16 protein-coding genes are annotated in these 17,342 nt (G+C 38.3%); 6 read left to right on the top strand and 10 right to left on the bottom strand.

What is annotated here, in order from left to right; genetic code table 11:
* Nucleotides 1–35: 35 nt before the first annotated feature.
* The 5 genes from AAEZ22_RS02060 to AAEZ22_RS02040 all read right to left on the bottom strand — a co-directional run bounded on the left by AAEZ22_RS02060 (nucleotide 36) and on the right by AAEZ22_RS02040 (nucleotide 5,235).
* On the bottom strand, nucleotides 36–1,538 hold the full coding sequence (locus AAEZ22_RS02060) for a restriction endonuclease subunit S (RefSeq protein ID WP_352295966.1): 1,503 nt from the start codon (nucleotides 1,536–1,538) through the stop codon (nucleotides 36–38).
* Complete coding sequence (locus AAEZ22_RS02055; protein WP_352295963.1) at nucleotides 1,528–3,165, bottom strand: type I restriction-modification system subunit M; 1,638 nt, start codon at nucleotides 3,163–3,165, stop codon at nucleotides 1,528–1,530. Before AAEZ22_RS02055 ends, AAEZ22_RS02060 begins: the two co-directional genes overlap by 11 nt.
* Nucleotides 3,166–3,396: 231 nt before the next feature.
* Nucleotides 3,397–4,248, bottom strand: a complete 852-nt coding sequence (locus AAEZ22_RS02050) for an ATP-binding protein (RefSeq protein ID WP_352295960.1) — start codon at nucleotides 4,246–4,248, stop codon at nucleotides 3,397–3,399.
* A gap of 197 nt (nucleotides 4,249–4,445) precedes the next feature.
* Nucleotides 4,446–4,922: a hypothetical protein gene (locus AAEZ22_RS02045; RefSeq protein WP_352295957.1), complete on the bottom strand. Its 477-nt coding sequence runs from the start codon at nucleotides 4,920–4,922 to the stop codon at nucleotides 4,446–4,448.
* A 58-nt stretch (nucleotides 4,923–4,980) separates the two neighbouring features.
* Nucleotides 4,981–5,235, bottom strand: a complete 255-nt coding sequence (locus AAEZ22_RS02040) for a helix-turn-helix domain-containing protein (protein ID WP_502935259.1) — start codon at nucleotides 5,233–5,235, stop codon at nucleotides 4,981–4,983.
* Between the two features lie 156 nt (nucleotides 5,236–5,391).
* Here AAEZ22_RS02040 and AAEZ22_RS02035 point away from each other — a divergent pair, with 156 nt between their 5' ends.
* The 6 genes from AAEZ22_RS02035 to AAEZ22_RS02010 all read left to right on the top strand — a co-directional run bounded on the left by AAEZ22_RS02035 (nucleotide 5,392) and on the right by AAEZ22_RS02010 (nucleotide 14,063).
* Nucleotides 5,392–5,976 carry a VspR family transcription factor gene (locus AAEZ22_RS02035; protein WP_352295951.1) on the top strand — a complete coding sequence of 195 codons (585 nt, stop codon included), beginning with the start codon at nucleotides 5,392–5,394 and terminating at the stop codon, nucleotides 5,974–5,976.
* Nucleotides 5,970–7,358: a DEAD/DEAH box helicase gene (locus tag AAEZ22_RS02030; RefSeq protein WP_352295948.1), complete on the top strand. Its 1,389-nt coding sequence runs from the start codon at nucleotides 5,970–5,972 to the stop codon at nucleotides 7,356–7,358. Before AAEZ22_RS02035 ends, AAEZ22_RS02030 begins: the two co-directional genes overlap by 7 nt.
* A gap of 431 nt (nucleotides 7,359–7,789) precedes the next feature.
* A complete protein-coding gene (locus AAEZ22_RS02025) occupies nucleotides 7,790–8,977 on the top strand; it encodes a MerR family transcriptional regulator (RefSeq protein ID WP_055016680.1) in 1,188 nt (395 codons plus the stop codon).
* Nucleotides 8,967–9,476, top strand: coding sequence for a GNAT family N-acetyltransferase (locus tag AAEZ22_RS02020; RefSeq protein WP_055016681.1), 510 nt, complete (start codon nucleotides 8,967–8,969; stop codon nucleotides 9,474–9,476). The genes AAEZ22_RS02025 and AAEZ22_RS02020 overlap by 11 nt, the downstream gene beginning before the upstream one ends.
* Before the next feature lie 16 nt (nucleotides 9,477–9,492).
* Nucleotides 9,493–10,365 (top strand): alpha/beta fold hydrolase, encoded by an 873-nt coding sequence (locus tag AAEZ22_RS02015; RefSeq protein ID WP_055016682.1) that lies wholly within the window; start codon nucleotides 9,493–9,495, stop codon nucleotides 10,363–10,365.
* A gap of 698 nt (nucleotides 10,366–11,063) precedes the next feature.
* Nucleotides 11,064–14,063, top strand: a complete 3,000-nt coding sequence (locus AAEZ22_RS02010) for a Tn3 family transposase (RefSeq protein WP_076915769.1) — start codon at nucleotides 11,064–11,066, stop codon at nucleotides 14,061–14,063.
* A gap of 169 nt (nucleotides 14,064–14,232) precedes the next feature.
* Here the strand turns inward: AAEZ22_RS02010 and AAEZ22_RS02005 are convergent, their stop codons facing one another.
* The 5 genes from AAEZ22_RS02005 to AAEZ22_RS01985 all read right to left on the bottom strand — a co-directional run bounded on the left by AAEZ22_RS02005 (nucleotide 14,233) and on the right by AAEZ22_RS01985 (nucleotide 17,341).
* Complete coding sequence (locus AAEZ22_RS02005) at nucleotides 14,233–14,670, bottom strand: MerR family transcriptional regulator (RefSeq protein WP_008110853.1); 438 nt, start codon at nucleotides 14,668–14,670, stop codon at nucleotides 14,233–14,235.
* Nucleotides 14,671–14,783: 113 nt separating this feature from the next.
* The gene (gene merA, locus AAEZ22_RS02000; protein WP_008467329.1) at nucleotides 14,784–16,223 is read right to left on the bottom strand and encodes a mercury(II) reductase; all 1,440 of its coding nucleotides are present in this window, start codon (nucleotides 16,221–16,223) and stop codon (nucleotides 14,784–14,786) included.
* 20 nt (nucleotides 16,224–16,243) lie between these two features.
* A complete protein-coding gene (gene merC, locus AAEZ22_RS01995; RefSeq protein WP_008467331.1) occupies nucleotides 16,244–16,663 on the bottom strand; it encodes an organomercurial transporter MerC in 420 nt (139 codons plus the stop codon).
* A complete protein-coding gene (gene merP / locus AAEZ22_RS01990; RefSeq protein ID WP_008110847.1) occupies nucleotides 16,663–16,947 on the bottom strand; it encodes a mercury resistance system periplasmic binding protein MerP in 285 nt (94 codons plus the stop codon). The genes merC and merP overlap by 1 nt, the downstream gene beginning before the upstream one ends.
* Nucleotides 16,948–16,993: 46 nt before the next feature.
* Nucleotides 16,994–17,341, bottom strand: coding sequence for a mercuric transporter MerT family protein (locus tag AAEZ22_RS01985; protein ID WP_016899520.1), 348 nt, complete (start codon nucleotides 17,339–17,341; stop codon nucleotides 16,994–16,996).
* Nucleotide 17,342: the final 1 nt, after the last annotated feature.

The following is a 17,342-nucleotide window of genomic DNA, read 5'->3' as shown; positions in this document are numbered from 1 at the left end:
TGAGCATACAAAAGTAAGCTCTTTACTTTTATGTGTTATATATTGTTGTCACTAACATTTGCCGAGTCAGGTATTTGTAATTCGCCTGAAATGAGTTTGGGTAGCAGAGTGTCTCTTAAACTTTCAAGTTGATTGATATTTACTTTGTTAAAATCTATCTTTTTAAAATAATCCTCGATTACTCTATCAAACTTACAAAGAACTTCTACTGAAGGAAAAAGCAACTCTAAGCTATTAAGTACTTTAGTTGTCATGCTTGGTACAGCTGACCCTACATTCATCGCTGCAAAGTCTAAAGCTTTCATGTGATAAAACATAAACTTTGCAACTTTTAGTACTTTAGGGATCGTGTAAAACATAGTATCAACAGTCCAAAATGAGCCATTTATATGCATAATATTACTCAAAGTGCCTTTCCTAGGGATAAGTACAGATTCCCCCTCATACAAAAAACTTTCGGCATAACGCATAAGTCCGCCCGAACCGTAAACAGGATACTTTCCATCATCTAATTTCTTGTGATCTTTACCATATTTAACCTCTAGTAAGTCACTTAGATATTTTTGCTTCCAACCCCTAGGAATCCAGCCTAGTTGTTCGTTGTACTCGAACTCATTGGGGAAGTGGGCGTGGGTGTTGGCGTGTTGGGTCAATATATTAGGGTTGGTGTTAAAGTTTGCTTTAACGGGTGTTTCAGTGCCTTTCTCTGCTGCTTGTGTTGCTTCTTTTGTTTGTGAGAGTGCTTGTAACTCGTGAGCGAGCGCACTGAGTGATGCTTTGCATTCTGCCGCATTATGTAAGCTATTCAGTGCCGCTAAGCGGCGCTGTGCTTTTTGTTTTAACTCGTCAGGCAGACTAGTTTCAAGGTTTTCTAAGTTAAAATCAACGCTGGCAAGTAGGTTGTCGAACACCGGATCAAAATCAACAAACCAACTTTTAAATAACGCCTGTGCCATTTGTTCTAGGGTTTGGTTGGTTTGGCGGTTGAGTTCAATTTTGTTATCGAAAGAGCTTAAAATTTCTACAATTTTGTTTTGTTCTTTTAAATCAGGGCACGGAACTAAGATACTTTTGACCGATGTAGATGCTTTAGCAATTGCAGGTACTCCAACCTGAGAAGAATTTGCCAGTAAACGATGTTGACCTAGTCGAGATCTAAAAAAGTAGTTTACATAATAAGGATTTACCAAATCTTGATTCAAAGTGACTTTGAGTTGGCTTTGGGACACAATATATTTATCATGCAATGAATTATCAGGAATAATACTAACTTGTCCTATCGTTCCTCGGTGGGTGATAACCAAGTCTCTGCGAATAGCTTGAGAAGTTTTAAGTTCTTCTGCTTTTGAAACAGTTAAATAATCCAATTTATCTTCTGTGATAAAAGCTTTATGCAGGTTTCCCCCTTTTAATATAGGCACTCCAGAGTCCACGAAGTTTTCAGCCTTTATTCTCGAACCAAATGGCCCCATTGCTATCGCACTTTTAGTGGGCGCTTTTAACTCATCTATGGTTAACTCTTTCCAATTACTCCCCATAACCCAGTGCCTCCAAATTTTTACGGATGGCTTTATCAAGCTCATCGCTTTGGCTCATTTGGCTATAAAGCGTTTGGCTAAGCTCGCTCATTTTAGTCTCGAACGGGATGCCATCATCTACAATATCGGCAGCGCCCACATAGCGCCCTGGGGTTAATACGAAGTCGTTAGCTTTTATATCGACAAGGGTGGCTGATTTACAGTAACCGGCGATATCTTCATATTCTTGCTCTTTATCTGCGCTTTCTGGCTTCGCACTTTCTGTGGCAAGCTCTTCGCCGCGCCAAAGGTGATAGGTTTGGGTTATTTTAGCTATGTCGTCGTTGGTGAGCTCTTTTAGTGTACGGTTAACCATAGAGCCCATTTCGCGGGCGTCTATAAATAGGGTTTCGCCTTGGCGGTCGCGGCGTTTTAATATGCCTTTTTCGTTATTACCGCGTTTATCTTTACTTATAAACCATAAACACACCGGAATTTGCGTGGTGTAAAACAACTGCCCTGGTAGGGCTATCATACAATCGACTAAATCGTTTTCGATTATTTTTTGGCGAATATCGCCCTCGCCACTGGTGTTTGAACTCATTGAGCCGTTAGCCAGTACAAAACCTGCGGTGCCATGCTCGCTAAGTTTTGAGATCATATGCATGATCCACGCATAGTTGGCATTACCGGTTGGCGGTGTTGGGTAACCTGCCCAACGGGCATCGTCGACTAGTTCGTTATCGGCGCGCCACTGCTTTTGGTTAAACGGTGGGTTTGCCATTATGTAATCGGCTTTTAGGTCGGGGTGTTGGTCTTTAAAAAAGGTATCGCCTGCTACATCGCCTAAATTGCCCGAAATACCGCGCACGGCAAGGTTCATTTTAGCCAGTTTATAAGTGGTGTTAGTGTACTCTTGCCCATAAATAGACACATTTTTTTGGTTGCCGTTATGGCTATTAATAAACTTAAGCGATTGCACAAACATACCGCCCGAGCCACAACAGGGGTCGTAAATTTTGCCTTCAAATGGTTCAATCATATCGGCAATGAGGGTAACAATCGATTTTGGCGTATAGAACTCGCCCCCACCTTTACCTTCAGATGCAGCAAATTTACCTAAAAAGTATTCGTAAACACGGCCAACTAAGTCTTCTTCTGTTTTTTCGTTTTGGTTGGCAATGGTGTCGATATTATTAATGGTATCGATTAGTGCAGAGAGCTTACTGGCATCAAGCCCTAAGCGTGAAAAGTAGTTATCGGGCAATGCGCCCGCGAGTGATTTATTGTTTTTTTCAACCGCGTGTAGTGCGGTATCTATTTTAACAGCAATATCGCCTTGCTTGGCGTTGATTTGAATATACGACCAGCGTGCGTCTTCTGGGAGATAAAACACGTTATCCATCGCGTAAAAGTCGACCATGTCGATGTATTCATCACCGTATTCGCTGGCAATGGCTTTTTTACGCCCTTCAAACTTGTCACTAATAAATTTAAGAAAGATTAAGCTTAAAACAATGTGCTTATATTCGGCTGATTCAACACTGCCACGCAGTTTATTGGCGGCATCCCAAAGGGACTCTTCAAACCCGACTTGTGTTTTTTTTGCGGCTTTTTTTGTTGCAGGCTTTTTTGATGCAGCGTCCATGTGGTCTCTCTTTGCAGAATATCAATATAAATTATTGGCTTATCATACCGCAAAGGTCGTGGTTTTTTGAGTGTTAATTAGTAATAAATTGGTATTAAAAGATCGGAGTAATTGTATATATTATTCCCTCAAGAGAATGGCTCTTTCTAAACTATATTTTTATTTACGGAAACTATAAAAATATTAGCTATAAAGCATTCACTAAAATGCTATAGCTAAACTTTAATAACTTTAGATTAACTTAGATATCCCTGAAGCTTTTACTTTTATTCCAGACTCTTCAGCTTCATGCTCTCCCATATTAATAATATCTTTAAATGTTCCTAAAAATTGGCTTGGCGCCTTGTCTAGTCTGAGCCCTATGTAGGTGCCAGAAAAATTAAGGGGTTGCTTATTTATGGTTCTACCTTGCGATACAATTTTTGCACTGCCGCTACCGAGCATAAACCAACCGAATGAAGAGACTAATTGCTCTAATACATATAGTCCAAACCCCGAGTTTTTATAAATATTTTCAGACTCAACGATTTCTGTCGTACCTGAGACACCTGGTTTTATGGCATTCAGTAACGCATCTATTTCTGATTCAAATTTAAATGAACGACCTAGAGAAGATGATATTCCAACTCCCTCGTCTATTACAGCGACTTCAACACGCCCATTCACCCATCTTTGCCCACATAAATAACATTCATTTGTTAACGAATGCTCAAATACATTTCTTACGATCTCTCTTAGTGCATAGCGATAAAGCCTATTTTCTTCTGTTTCCAGTTTCGTCCCTGATAACAAATTTGCAAAGCGCCTGACTTTACCTGTGATTTCGTCATACCACTGTTGAATATTTTGTGTTTGTAAATCAAACACTGGCTTTTCTATTCTAGTTATTGGTAGGTAAGTCATGGAACCTTGAGCCTCACCAACTTCATTTCCCTCATCCATACCAATAAAATCAAAAAAACCTAAATGGCGAAGATAGCTATGCGCATCGCCAGAACTATCATGGCCTTTTATTCTTGTGCTTAATCCGTTTTCTCTCCTGTATTTTATCCATTTTCGAATTTTAGAACCTGCGATCAGCATCCCACTTGGGGTACGAAAACTTCAAGGTAGTGCAATCGATTAAAATTTCTGGTGTATTCTGGTTGTCTTCTAATTCATTAAAAAAAAATTTGAGTGTATCTCGGCCTAAATTCCGAGGAAAAAGTATGGTCTTCATTGCGTTTTTACTCACTAATCCGCTGTGCTAATAGTTACAAACGATATAATTCACTTTAAAATTAGGGCTGTTTTACTTCATAGCCCTTAGCTGAAGAAATGACCCATGAATACTCAGAGCCACTTCCACCTAGAATTATATCTACACCAAAGCTTTTACTCGTTAAAGGAGGGATGTTAACCTCATCAATATAATATCTTGAGGTTTTACTTTTTCCATTCGTAGTTGTAATTTTAATTTTTAATTCTGTAACTGTAATTGATTCATTACCATTGTAAATATTGCCTGAATAATAATTTGAATAACCTAAACTTGCACGACCGGTTAAATTTAGCCGTTCTTTAACTCCAAGTTGCTTAATTTCTTTAGGCGTGGTTTGCTTTTTATTTTTTTCGTAACAAGATCTATGGATTAACTTAGCGCCAACATCACTTTTAACGCCTTTCATATTCTCAAGAATACATTCATCATAAGTTTCGGGCTTTTCATCACAGCCCAATAGAAATAAAGTAGCTAATATTAATGGGATAATTCTCATAAACATCCTTATTTATATGATAAATAAACTAAAAACTTTTCTCGAATTACAAGATTTACTATTCTGATTCTAGTAGTTGAATTAGCTTTCGCTTACCTTCTTCATCTAACTTTTCAATTAAACACGCCAGTGTTGCACTTTCTTCTGACTCACAAAAAAAGTAATTTACGGGAACACTTAACTCGGTCGCTAGCTTTTTTAAAGTAGCTAAGTCGGGCATATGGCGACCTGTTTCGTAATGGTTCATTCTGCCACTGGCTGAACTTGGGTCCATCCCTATTTTAATACCTAACTCTTTTTGGCTTATTTTCATTCGCTTTCGAGCCTCTTTAAGACGCTCTGTAAAAAAGGATTTAACCTGCACCGTTGCTTCATCTTGGTAACTCTTACATTTAAATGATTGTCTAGTTTTTACATGAGCATGTATACTTAGGAATCCTAAGTTTATGGTGAGTGGTAAAGTTTAGCAATGAGTAAGAAAGCGAATATGAATGTATTTTTACATTTTCTTTTGGTAATCAAACAGATGGATAACTTCACTGTAACGCAAGCGAAAGACGCTTTATTACATGAACAATCAGCATTTACCGATGCGGTAGAAACCCGAAAGTTTATATACCGTCAATTAACTCGTAATGTTGAAAAAGGACTATTAAAGCGAACCAATAAATTAAACAATGGAGTTAAAGAAGTTATTTACTCAAAAACGGAGTTATTTTTAAATTTAGAAATTGTGCCTAATTCTAGAGAAAGTAGAGCAAAAAAAATTTATATTCCTAACAATAACTCTACTAACGCCACAGCTGAAAATCTTGAAATTACTGAGTACCAAGAAGAGCTTAAAAAAGACTTACTAACATATGAAATTGATTTAAACACCGTGCTTGAAGAAGCTAAAGAGTACAAACGCCTTACTGCGCGTTACCCTAAACTACATGAACAATTGCAACTGCATCACACTCAGGCTAAGGAAAGATCGATTAAATTACTTGGCAAAATAAATGCTTTGCAGACTTTACTGGGTAATAAAATAACAGAAAAACAGCCATGTTAAGGGCTTGGCAAACAGCCTGCTTATCGGCAGTTAAAAAGCACTACTCCCTAAGCTATAAGCACTTTTTTTGTTTAGCTACACCAGGGGCCGGTAAAACTGTATTGGCGGCAGAAGTTGCAGCGTATTTATTTGAAACTAAGCAAATAGACTTTGTGATTTGCTTTTCACCCTCTAGTGAGGTGGCCAATGGTATTAGAAAGACGTTTGCTAAACGGTTAAATTGTAATTTTGACGGTGTTATTGGCTCAGTTGGTTGCTCGTATACTTATCAAAACATGCGCTTTTTTAATGACGATTACTGGAAGTTATTAAGGAACAACCGCGTGTTGGTGGTGTTTGATGAAATACACCATTGTGCTGGTTCGAGCATTGAGGATGCCAATGTATGGGGGCAAGATATTGTTAAAAATATTCAACAGCACGCTGCTTTTACGTTAGCGTTGACAGGCACACCTTGGCGCTCTGACCTTCTTCCTATCGCGCTGGCAACTTATAGCGACCCTGATAATAAAATAATATGTAATTACACTTACTCGCTGCAACAGGCGGTAAATGATGGCGTATGCCGTAACCCTAAAATTGTTTTAATTGATAATGAAGAAATTTCGGTAACAACCACGAAACAGGAAACCAAAACCTATAACTCATTAAAGTCTTTGCTAAAAGATCCATCGATTTCCTACCAGGATTTGATTAAGCACGAAGCTGTAATCAATTATATTATTGCTCAAGGAGTAAGTAAGCTCGCCACTATTAGCCAGCAGAATAGCAATGCCGCAGGGTTAATTGTGGCCTCTTCTGTTGAGCATGCAGAGCAGATAGTGACTGTACTCACCGACCTTTTTCATCAATCAGCAACCATAGTTACTTACAAAGAAAGTGATGCTGGCGATAGAATTAACCATTTTCGCTTTAGCAACACGCAATGGATTGTAAGCGTTGGAATGGTGTCGGAAGGTACTGACATACCTAGGCTGCAAGTGTGTTGCCATTTAAGCAGAGTTAAAACTGAGCTTTATTTTAGGCAGGTGCTTGGCCGTATATTAAGAGTAAATAATTCCTCCAACCAAGAAGCTTGGCTATTCACCCTCGCCGAAGAAACACTAAGCACCTTTGCAAATAGAATTGACCAAGAGCTACCCGACACTTGCGTATTGATAAGAAATAATGCCATAGCTAATGAGTATCTTGGAACAGAGAACCATAAAAAGACATACTCCACGCGGTCCGGTAGTCAGCCGGTTGCTCAAATTGATGATTTATTTTTTTCATGGGAAGAAAAAGAACCTAGTCAGCTGAAGACTGAACCTAAAGAATCAAGTTATTTACATACCTTTGGTGGGTTTAGAGAGCGGGTTATTGAGGCTTTTGTAATAGGGTAATTTAGAGTGATTTATATATCACAATAGAGTTTTAATGGTTAGGCTTAGGTTTCATCTGGCAGGCCCCTATGAGCGAGAAGCAGACGGTCGGTTAAGCTCGTTTTTGGACAAAAATGAGCTAGAGCCGAAGGACGGCTCTGTGCCAAACTCGGCCGTTCAACAACACCTTAATATCTTGAATCCAATTGCAATAACAGACGTCCACCTAAATCGTATTTGGACAATTCCTTCCGTTGCGCAACAAGAACTCCAAACTAGCTGTGTGCGTATAAATGCCGATTTCATACGAGATTAAGCTGGTAAGGTGATTCTGCCCGCTATTCGAAACCATTCTGACTACCAAGATTATTTTCAAGTTTCTGCCAAAATAAATATTGACCTGTCTAAAACTTCACAGTTTATATTATTGCTAATAAATGAGAGGAAAACCCATGTATCGTATTTCTAAATTGGCACAAAAAGTTGGATTGAGCCGCTCCACTTTACTCTATTACGAGAAGCTTGGTTTGATTTCAGCCAAACGACAAAACAATGGGTATCGCTGCTATTCTGACAAAGATGTCCAACGTGTAATGCTATTGCAACGACTTCAAGCAGGTGGGCTAACCCTAAAAGAGTGCCTTGCATGTTTGCAAGCTCAAATAGACAAAGAGCTATTACTTCATAGACTGAGTGTATTGGATGCACAAATAGCCCAAAAACAAAAAGCAAGAGAGCTTCTTTCCTCAATGCTTGGCATGAACTCTATGAAAGAATGGCACCAGTCAATGGAGAAAGAAGCACCACTTGCACACCATGATTTTCTGATAAAGCAGGGGTTTAGTGAAAAGCAAGCTCAAAGACTTAAATGGCTGTCAAAGGACATGAATGAGCATGAGCAATACATGGCAGATTTTGAAACTATTTTTCAAGGGTTGGAGAGATTAGGCCCAGGAGATGAAGGCGATACTCATAAGGCACTAAGCTCTTTACCTATTAGGTCTGGCAATGTGTTAGAAGTGGGTTGTGGCAAAGGGATAACAATATCCTTTCTGGCAAGACATTCGACTTTTAATTTAACTGCTCTAGATAATGATGAATACAACTTGAGTTGCGTTCAAGAGAAAGTGAAAGACCAATCTCTTGAACATCGAGTGACTACGATTTGTGCCAGTATGGAGACGATGCCTTTTACCCTGGGACAATTTGATGTGATCTGGTCAGAAGGTAGTGCTTATATCATGGGAGTTAATCAGGCGCTCAAAATTTGGAAACCACATATCAAGAGTAATGGCTTCTTAGTAATTAGTGACTTGGTTTGGTTGACCAATAAACCAGATGCCGAAGTCATAGAGTTTTGGAAAGTAAACTATCCAAAAATGGCATCCACTGAACAACGAATTAAAGAGATGATGAAAGCAGGTTATGAAGTTATCGAGCACTTTACACAGAGCGAACAGTCTTGGCGTAACTACCTAGAACCATTGCAGCAAAGAATTACTCAATTCAAAGGTGAAGATTTTACTTCAAATTCATTCGATGACTTACGGAAAGAACTCCAAATACACGAGAAATACTTAGGCCAGTATGGTTACCAAATATTTGTACTTAAGAATAAAGGATCAAAACATGAAAATTAGACATGAAAATCACTCAGACATTAAAGAAATAGAATCATTAATTTACCGAGCGTTTATGAACCATCCCCACCATGAACCTGGGGCTACGCCAACAGAACACTTAATCGTCAACAAATTACGTGATGTAAACGCATTATCACTCTCTCTAGTGTGTGAAGATGAAACTGGAATCATTGGTCATATCGCCTTTTCACCGATTTTGATTAATGGCGAGGAATCTCATTGGTGCGGATTAGGCCCTGTATCTGTAATGCCAGAACGTCAAGGTGAAGGTATCGGAGGTGCACTTATTCGTGAAGGGATGTCACAACTAAAATCACAAGATATTGAAGGACTGGTGTTACTCGGTGAACCAGAATATTACGGCCGATTTGGTTTTGTGTCACAGCCAAAACTTACCTTGGCTGATGCCCCACCAGAGTATTTTTTAGCGCTGTCGCTATCCAATAACACTCCTACTGGTGAAGTAGCTTATCACTCTGCTTTTTTTGACAACTAAGTGGTTAATATAAATTATGAAACATTTGACACTGACAATTATATTTCTAATTTGCATGTCATTAAATGGCGCAAATGCTTTAGAGAATAACCCGGCATCTAAATTTGGCATTGCTATATCAAGTGATGCTGAAAAAGTTGCATATAGCGTTAATGGTAATGGCAAAACAACATTAATGTTTATACATGGTTGGAGTCTAGATAGTAGGCTATGGCACAATCAAATTCGTTATTTTTCTGATGAATATCAGGTTATTACAATTGATTTAGCAGGGCATGGTAACTCGTCTTTCAATCGAAATGAATATACTATGCTAGCTTTCGCAAATGATATTAAAGCTGTCATAGAAAAAGAAGGTATAGATTCTGCTGTATTGATTGGTCACTCAATGGCGGGGGGAATTATAGCTGAAGCAGCTAAGTTAATGCCTAATAAAGTTAAGGGGATTATTGGTGTTGATACTTCACAAAATGTTGCCTTAAAGTTATCGCAAGTTGATCTAGACCTAATGACGAAGCCTTTTGAAGACGATTTTCAGAATGGAATTAACGCATTTGTAAAAGACTCATTGCCTCCGAATACTGAACCTGAGTTACTCTATTGGGTTAGAGAAGACATGGCTTCAGCACCAAAAGGTATTGCGATTAATCAATTTCGTAATTATCTAAGTCAATATGTAAGTGGTGAGTCATATCGCATCTATAAGAATATAAAAGTACCTGTTGTACTAGTGAATGCTCGATTATGGCCGACAAACTCGGCAGAGAATAAAAAGCATATCAAAAATTACAGCATATTCTTCATTGAAGACTCAGGGCACTTTCCGATGTTAGAAAAACCTGATGAGTTTAATAAAGTTCTTTTGCAGGCGGTTAAGTCTATTAAATAAATTGTTCGATTAAGTTCACTTTAACTAAATTATCTCAAGTTAAAGTGAACGTCTTCTTTAGACATGACCTAGAGTATTATGACTGTCCCTTGTTCGCTCAAAGCCACCCTTAGAGTAATTACGTTAACTCATAATGGGGCAGAAACGAGTTACGGCTGATAGTCGGCTCATGGCACAGAGCCGTCCTTCGGCTCTAACTCATTTATGTCCATCGACGATTTATCAATATAACTCACCTTTGCCCCAAAATGAGTTAACCTAAATACTCTGTGGCTTAGCTTTGAGCTGCTGTTAACCATAAAGTTCGTATTTCTCTCTAATTCTACAAAGCATACATTTAATTTTATAACTAGCTGCTTTTTTGAATAGTGCTAATCTAATCGCTTGCATAGTCATGTAGGGGTTTTGCGCCCATCCCCTCGAAATTAACCTTAGCTTGAATTTTCACGCTTAGAGTAACTTTTCGTACCATTGGACTTCACCCCTTGAATAACACAGTTTGTATTATTTAGCCCATCCCCTCGAAATCGGCATTAGTATTCTTAAGTAATAATACACAGTGGTAAACTATCTTATGAAAAGTTTACCACTTTAGTCGCTTAAATCGGCTTTATGGTAATGTTAAGCAGTTGACTGGTAAACATTAACCTCATTGATTAAGGTATGCTGATTAAAAATAACAAGAAAGGCTTACCACTATTTCTTCATCAAACACCAAGCGTATACAAATTCTCAGCGAATCAGAAATCAACGAACTCTATGCCTTACCCAATTTTAACCGTAAAGATCGTGATGATTATTTTTCGTTAGATAGTGAAACTCAAAGGCTCGTCAACGAATTAAGACGTATTGAAACCAGAGTGTATTTTATCTTACTGCTTGGTTACTTTAGGTCACGGCCAATAGTATTTAATTTCTCATTTACTCAAGTCAGTAATGATTTAGATTATGTAAGATCCAAGTATTTCAGCGATAAAGATATGTCTCTTGAGGATTTATCACCAACAACAAAAACTAAGCTGATTAATAAGTTATTAAAATATACAGGGTTTACAGCATACCAAAGCAAGTTAGATAAAGAGCCGCTATTAAAAAGGCTTAACGATGTTGTAAAAATCAACCTTGAACCAAGGTATGTTTTTGATGAATGTATTGCTTATTTTGGTCAAAACAGAATAGCGCTAGCTGGTTATACAACGCTGCAAGACACTATTTCTACGGTATTATCAAATGAGCGTAACCGAATTGAAATGGTGCTGCTTGATAGTTTGTCTTCAGGTACCAGAAAAACATTACTTAAATTACTTGAGTCAAATAATACCTTTACTGACTTAGCCAAGTTAAAGAAAATGGCTAAGGACTTTTCAACGAGCCAAATCACCCAAGAGCTGAAGACGCATAAAATTATACGCTCGCTTTATCCAGAAATTAAGTCACTGATTGCTGAACTGGAGCTATCACCTAAAAATCTTGAATACTATGCTTCACTGGTAAAGCACAAGTCCGTTTATAAGCTTAGAAAACACGCAGATAGCCAAACTATTTTATATCTCGTTTGTTACTTGTTCTTCAGGTACCGAGAGACTAACGACAATCTTGTTGCTGCATTTATTTACTTGGTAAGGAAGTTAACCGAATCAGCTAAAGGCTATGCAAAGCAGCGTATTGTTGAAGATGTAACCATTGTAAGAACCAAATTAAAATCCGCTGGTAGTTTATTAAAGTACTTCATCGATACCGATATGGACGATGATTTAAGCTTTGGTGATGTACGTAAAAAAGCCTTTGAATTGATCCCTGCTGACAGTATTAAACTGTTAAGTGATCACTTAGATAATAACGACTTTGATGGCCGTCAGTACGAATGGCAATTTATTGATAAACAATCCAGTAAAATTAAAAAACTTATCCGCTCATTATTTATGTCTATCGATATTGAGTTCATTCATTTAAAGGATGAACTCCATGAGCAGTATGTTATGGCACATTCTGAACTTAGTGAATTAAAGGCTATCCAAACCATTAACATCGATGTGGTACCTAAACATGACCGAGAGTATTTAGAGGGAGAAAATACCAAATTAATTGCTAATCGATTTGAGTATTTCCTTTATCGTAAAGCCGAACAATTATTTCACAGTAATAGCTTAACGGTGAAAGAAAGCGTTAATAACCGTAGTTTAACGTCAGATCTTATACAACCTAAAGAATGGCAGCAAAAAGAGACAATCATTGAAAACACTGGCCTTGATAAGCTGGCAACACCGATTAACCAAACACTCGCAGATAAGAGCCAACAATTAGAAGTTAAGCTGAAGGAAGCAAGCGAGCATATCTTTAGTGGTGATAATAAGTATGTTGAGTTTATTCCTGGCAAAGCCGAACTCAAGTGGTCAATTCCTAACAGCCGTTGGCAACAAACAATTGAAAACCCGCTCTACAATCAAATTCAACACATGGGTATCGTTGAACTCATGTTGTTTGTTGATCAAAAGACAGGTTACTTAAATTCATTTACACACATATCAGCAACTAAAGAAAAATCACCAGTAAATAAAGAAGATCTGATCGCCTGTATATTGGCAAACGGCACCAATTACGGCCTATATAAAATGGCGAATATCTCTGACCGTTCAATGGGTAAATTACGCAGTGTAGATGATAGTTATGTCAGATATGAAACACTCAAAACGTCTAATGATCAGGTTTCTAATGCTATAGCCACGTTGCCAATATTTGCCTATTACCATGTGGACGATAATCAGTTGTTTTCAAGCATTGATGGTCAAAAATTTGAGTGTCGCATAAATACGTTTAAGGCTCGGTATTCGTCTAAGTACTTCTCCAAAGGTAAAGGTGTTTCAGCATTAACATTGGTTTCTAATCATGTTCCGGTGAGTACGCAAGTCATTGGCGCTAACGAATATGAAGGTCACTTTGCTTTTGACTTACTCTATAACAACTCTTCAGATATACAGCCTAATACCTTATCGACCGATACGCATGGTACCAATAATGTTAACTTCGCTATATTAGATTTCTTTGGTTACACATTCGCCCCTCGATACGCGAAAATGAAAAAGGTGTTTTTTGAGCTATTTGAAGTGACTGAAGAGAACGGAGGCCGTATTCAATTAAAGAAAGATATTAATCATAAGCTAATTGCTGAAGAATGGGACAATATTCAGCATATTGTTTGTTCATTGAGTCGTAAAACCACCACTCAAAGCACAATCATTAGAAAGTTGAGTAACGGCAAGAGCCGAAGATTGTCAGCATTGCATGAGTACGACCGTTTAATTAAATCTATTTATGTTTTGGAGTATGTTGATAATTCAACGTTGCGTCATTACGTCCAGCAAGCCTTGAACAGAGGTGAAGCATACCATCAGTTAAAACGTGCTATTACTTCAGTTAATGGCAATAAATTTCGTGGGGGGAATGATTACCAAGTATCACAATGGAACGATTGTGCTCGACTCATTTCAAATTGCATTATTTATTATAATTCCGCGTTACTATCGGCATTTTTACAAATCCAAGAGAGGAACGGTAGGCAAGATGTGGTTGATGTTATTTCTCGGCTTTCACCTGTTGCTTGGCAACACATTAATCTAAATGGGGAATATGCCTTTAATAAAGACCGCAAAGAAATCGACTTAGCTGGTTTACTTAGTGATGTAGAATCAATAAGTTAAAGAATGCCATCTGTTTGTATTTCTAATTCAAAAGGTACTGCGCATCAAAGTGCCATTAAAAATTGGAGGTGTTGATATTCTATATGCTTGATATATACAAGCTAACATTGATAGAAAACAGATAAGCTAACAAGTTTTTAGTCGAGCCATGAACTGTTCTATAATTGTTCTAATTGCAAAACTCTTCAATTTGGTTTGTTACTAGATTTAAAAATACTTTTCTATGCTCGATTTTAGTAAGTAGCAGCTTTTGGATGTCTTCAGGAACTTTTCTTTCTCCTGCATCTATTGCCATTAGTAATGGCTTGATATCAACTACAAGAAGACCTGCCGCCCTTGCTGCTCGAATGAACTTTAATCTCTTTAATGCACATAAGCCGTAAAGTGAATGGCCTGACTTAGTTTTTTCTTCGCAGTGTACTAAGTTCTCAAGAACATAATTTCTTACCGTATGGACAGATGTTTGTGCAGCTAGTGCCAGTTGAGAAATACTCAAAGGAAAATCCAACGCATCATCATCACTACTAATGAACTTATTGATGTCAGGTATCTCTGTCAAAAAACTGACTTCACCAACAGGAATGTTTTCAACCTTAGATTTAATCATGATTTAGCATGCTTCCAATTTGTGTTGTTAATGGAATGCCTTAAGATATCTTGATTACATTCAATCAATTGGCACTCCATTAACATTTCTGTAAGTACATTACCGTTAAATGATTACCCTGCGCAGCAAGATAGCTCTTTAACGTCTTTGCTAAAGGTTTGAGCGCATAACTTCAATCCTTCAACCATCGTCAAATACGGAAATAGTTGACCTGCCAATTCTTCGACTGTCATTTTATTATGAATAGCAAGAGCCGCACTTTGAATCAGTTCTCCGCCTTCATGGGCTAAAATTTGTGCGCCTATCAGTTTTCCCGTGGATTCTTCAGCTACCAACTTGATAAAACCATCCGTTTCAAAATTTGCTAAAGCTCTTGGTACGTTTTCCATATCAAGTACACGACTTATCGTATTTATTCCTACCGCTGAAGCTTGTACTTCGGTTAGACCTACCGTAGCAACTTGTGGGTCGGTGAATATAACAGCAGGCATGGTAGATAAGTCGAGTTGCGCATTTCCACCTGTCATATTAATTCCAGCCCTACTTCCGGCAGCAGCAGCAACATAAACAAATTGTGGCATATTGGAGCAATCTCCAGCGGCATAAATGTTAGCTGTTGATGTTTCCATCATACTATTAACAACAATGGCACCACTTTTATCTGTTTCAACACCAACATTTTCTAAACCAAGCTTTCCAGTATTTGCATGGCGACCCGTAGAGATAAGCAATTTTTCAGCGATTAATGTTCCTTCGTTAGTTTCCAATGAAAAACCATTGCTATCATAAGAAACATGACTTGCTTGCGTATTATTAAGTACCCTAATACCTTCTTTTTCAAAGCACTCTGCCAGTTTTTCACCTAATAACGGATCTTCAGCATATAAAAGGGTATGTCTGGCTAGAATTGTCACACGGCTACCTAAACGGGCATAAGCTTGCGCAATTTCCAGAGCAACAACGGAGGAGCCGATGACAACTAGACTACTCGGTAACTCTTCTGCAAATAAGGCTTCTGTTGATGTCCAATAAGGTGTATCAACTAAACCCTTAATTGGCGGAATGCTTGGTGTAGAGCCTGTTGCAATTAAAATGCGATCTGCAACCAGCTCTTCTTCACTACCATCAGACTTGTGAACTAGCAAGGTATTTTGATTTTTAAAACGTGCATAACCTTTAAGTAAAGATAGCGCGGGATTACTCTCTAAAATACGTTGATATTTAGCATCGCGTAGTTCTTCGACGCGAGCGTTTTGCTGATGTGCTAATAAGGAGCGGCTAAGTTGTGGCTGAATATTTTCTAAACCATCAAACGGGTTAGTACGTTGCTGATGCGCTAATTGCGCAGCACGGATCAATATTTTTGAAGGAACACAGCCGACATTTACACAGCAACCTCCGATTACATCGGCTCCTTCAATGATAGTAACTCTTGCTCCGCCTTCTGCTGCTTTAATCGCACTGGCAAAGGCCCCTGAACCACTACCAATAATGGCTACATGTAATTGTTCTGGCTGGATGTCATTTGACGAGCAACAACTATTCGTTGACATATTTTATTCCTCTTAAAAAGTTAAGCGGTACAAGTTTCATCATCACAGCGTTTATTCGCAGGAGAAACCATGTCCCAAATTGATACAGCAACCATTAGTCCTAGCCCCGTATAAGTAACGTATGAACTCCACCCGTACTGGAACCAAGGGTATAAAGAGAGTAAAACCAAAATGGGGCCAATTGAACCGATAAAACTACGGTGCCATTGACGATGGCTAAACCAGCCTAAGATATTCATTGCCAGCGCTAATACTGCAAACAGTGGTAACAACGTATTGATAAATACCCCTTCCCACTGACTAAGAAATCCCATCCCAATTGCCGCACCAAGACTAGCTATCGCGGGAAAACACATGGCGCATCCCATTGCCGAAACAAGTGCACCTATAGAGCCTGCTTTATCTCCGATACGCGTAACTAGTTCTAAGGGGCTAAACATTACTTATTTTCACTTTTTAAATTTGAAGGGTAGCCAGCGTTGGTAGTCGCTGCAATTAATGCATTGATGTTGGTTTTAGTGTCATCAAAAGAAACAACAGCTAGCTTAGGCTTGTAGGTAACTTTCGCATTTTCAACGCCATCAACATTTTCTAATGACTTTTTAACTGTGATTGGACATGTCGCACAGTTCATCGTTGGCACTTCCAGTGTAACTGTTTTTACTTCAGCAAAAGCACCAAAACTAGAAAGTGAAAGCAGTGCGGTTAATAATAATTTTTTCATAATTAGCTCCAAATTTTAAAATGTTATAAATTTCTTGATCTGTATATTAAGCAAACAAAAGTATCCAATAATTACTGGTCACTAAAATTGTCGCAACTATAGCGCTCAGCCAGAAAATGACTTTTCGTTGTTGCTGTTTCTTAGGAATTGCACAGGCCGTTCCCGGCTCACACTCTTCTACAGGACGGTAAATTTTCCAACCTGAGTAACCAAACAACAACACTACAAATGCGATAAATAATGGCCTATAGGGTTCAAATGCAGTTAAATTACCAATCCATGAGCCACTTACCCCAAGTAATAACAGGAGCAAAGGACCTACACAGCATACGCCTGCGCCTAATGCTGCTATGATGCCTCCTATCATTGGAAGGTTTGATTCTTTTTGATTCATA

Source organism: Pseudoalteromonas sp. 20-MNA-CIBAN-0454 (genome assembly GCF_040308685.1).
GTDB classification, from domain to species: domain Bacteria; phylum Pseudomonadota; class Gammaproteobacteria; order Enterobacterales; family Alteromonadaceae; genus Pseudoalteromonas; species Pseudoalteromonas nigrifaciens.
The sequence above is the reverse complement of the archived record's forward strand: the minus strand, read 5'-3'. Positions and strand labels throughout refer to the sequence as shown.

Bases quoted from the DNA above. Each gene is read 5' to 3' on its own strand.
- AAEZ22_RS02060 (WP_352295966.1), bottom strand. From the start codon at position 1,538: ATGGGGAGTAATTGGAAAGAGTTAACCATAGATGAGTTAAAAGCGCCC.
- AAEZ22_RS02055 (WP_352295963.1), bottom strand. From the start codon at position 3,165: ATGGACGCTGCATCAAAAAAGCCTGCAACAAAAAAAGCCGCAAAAAAA.
- AAEZ22_RS02050 (WP_352295960.1), bottom strand. From the start codon at position 4,248: ATGCTGATCGCAGGTTCTAAAATTCGAAAATGGATAAAATACAGGAGA.
- AAEZ22_RS02045 (WP_352295957.1), bottom strand. From the start codon at position 4,922: ATGAGAATTATCCCATTAATATTAGCTACTTTATTTCTATTGGGCTGT.
- AAEZ22_RS02040 (WP_502935259.1), bottom strand. From the start codon at position 5,235: ATGAAAATAAGCCAAAAAGAGTTAGGTATTAAAATAGGGATGGACCCA.
- AAEZ22_RS02035 (WP_352295951.1), top strand. From the start codon at position 5,392: ATGAGTAAGAAAGCGAATATGAATGTATTTTTACATTTTCTTTTGGTA.
- AAEZ22_RS02030 (WP_352295948.1), top strand. From the start codon at position 5,970: ATGTTAAGGGCTTGGCAAACAGCCTGCTTATCGGCAGTTAAAAAGCAC.
- AAEZ22_RS02025 (WP_055016680.1), top strand. From the start codon at position 7,790: ATGTATCGTATTTCTAAATTGGCACAAAAAGTTGGATTGAGCCGCTCC.
- AAEZ22_RS02020 (WP_055016681.1), top strand. From the start codon at position 8,967: ATGAAAATTAGACATGAAAATCACTCAGACATTAAAGAAATAGAATCA.
- AAEZ22_RS02015 (WP_055016682.1), top strand. From the start codon at position 9,493: ATGAAACATTTGACACTGACAATTATATTTCTAATTTGCATGTCATTA.
- AAEZ22_RS02005 (WP_008110853.1), bottom strand. From the start codon at position 14,670: ATGATTAAATCTAAGGTTGAAAACATTCCTGTTGGTGAAGTCAGTTTT.
- merA (WP_008467329.1), bottom strand. From the start codon at position 16,223: ATGTCAACGAATAGTTGTTGCTCGTCAAATGACATCCAGCCAGAACAA.
- merC (WP_008467331.1), bottom strand. From the start codon at position 16,663: ATGTTTAGCCCCTTAGAACTAGTTACGCGTATCGGAGATAAAGCAGGC.
- merP (WP_008110847.1), bottom strand. From the start codon at position 16,947: ATGAAAAAATTATTATTAACCGCACTGCTTTCACTTTCTAGTTTTGGT.
- AAEZ22_RS01985 (WP_016899520.1), bottom strand. From the start codon at position 17,341: ATGAATCAAAAAGAATCAAACCTTCCAATGATAGGAGGCATCATAGCA.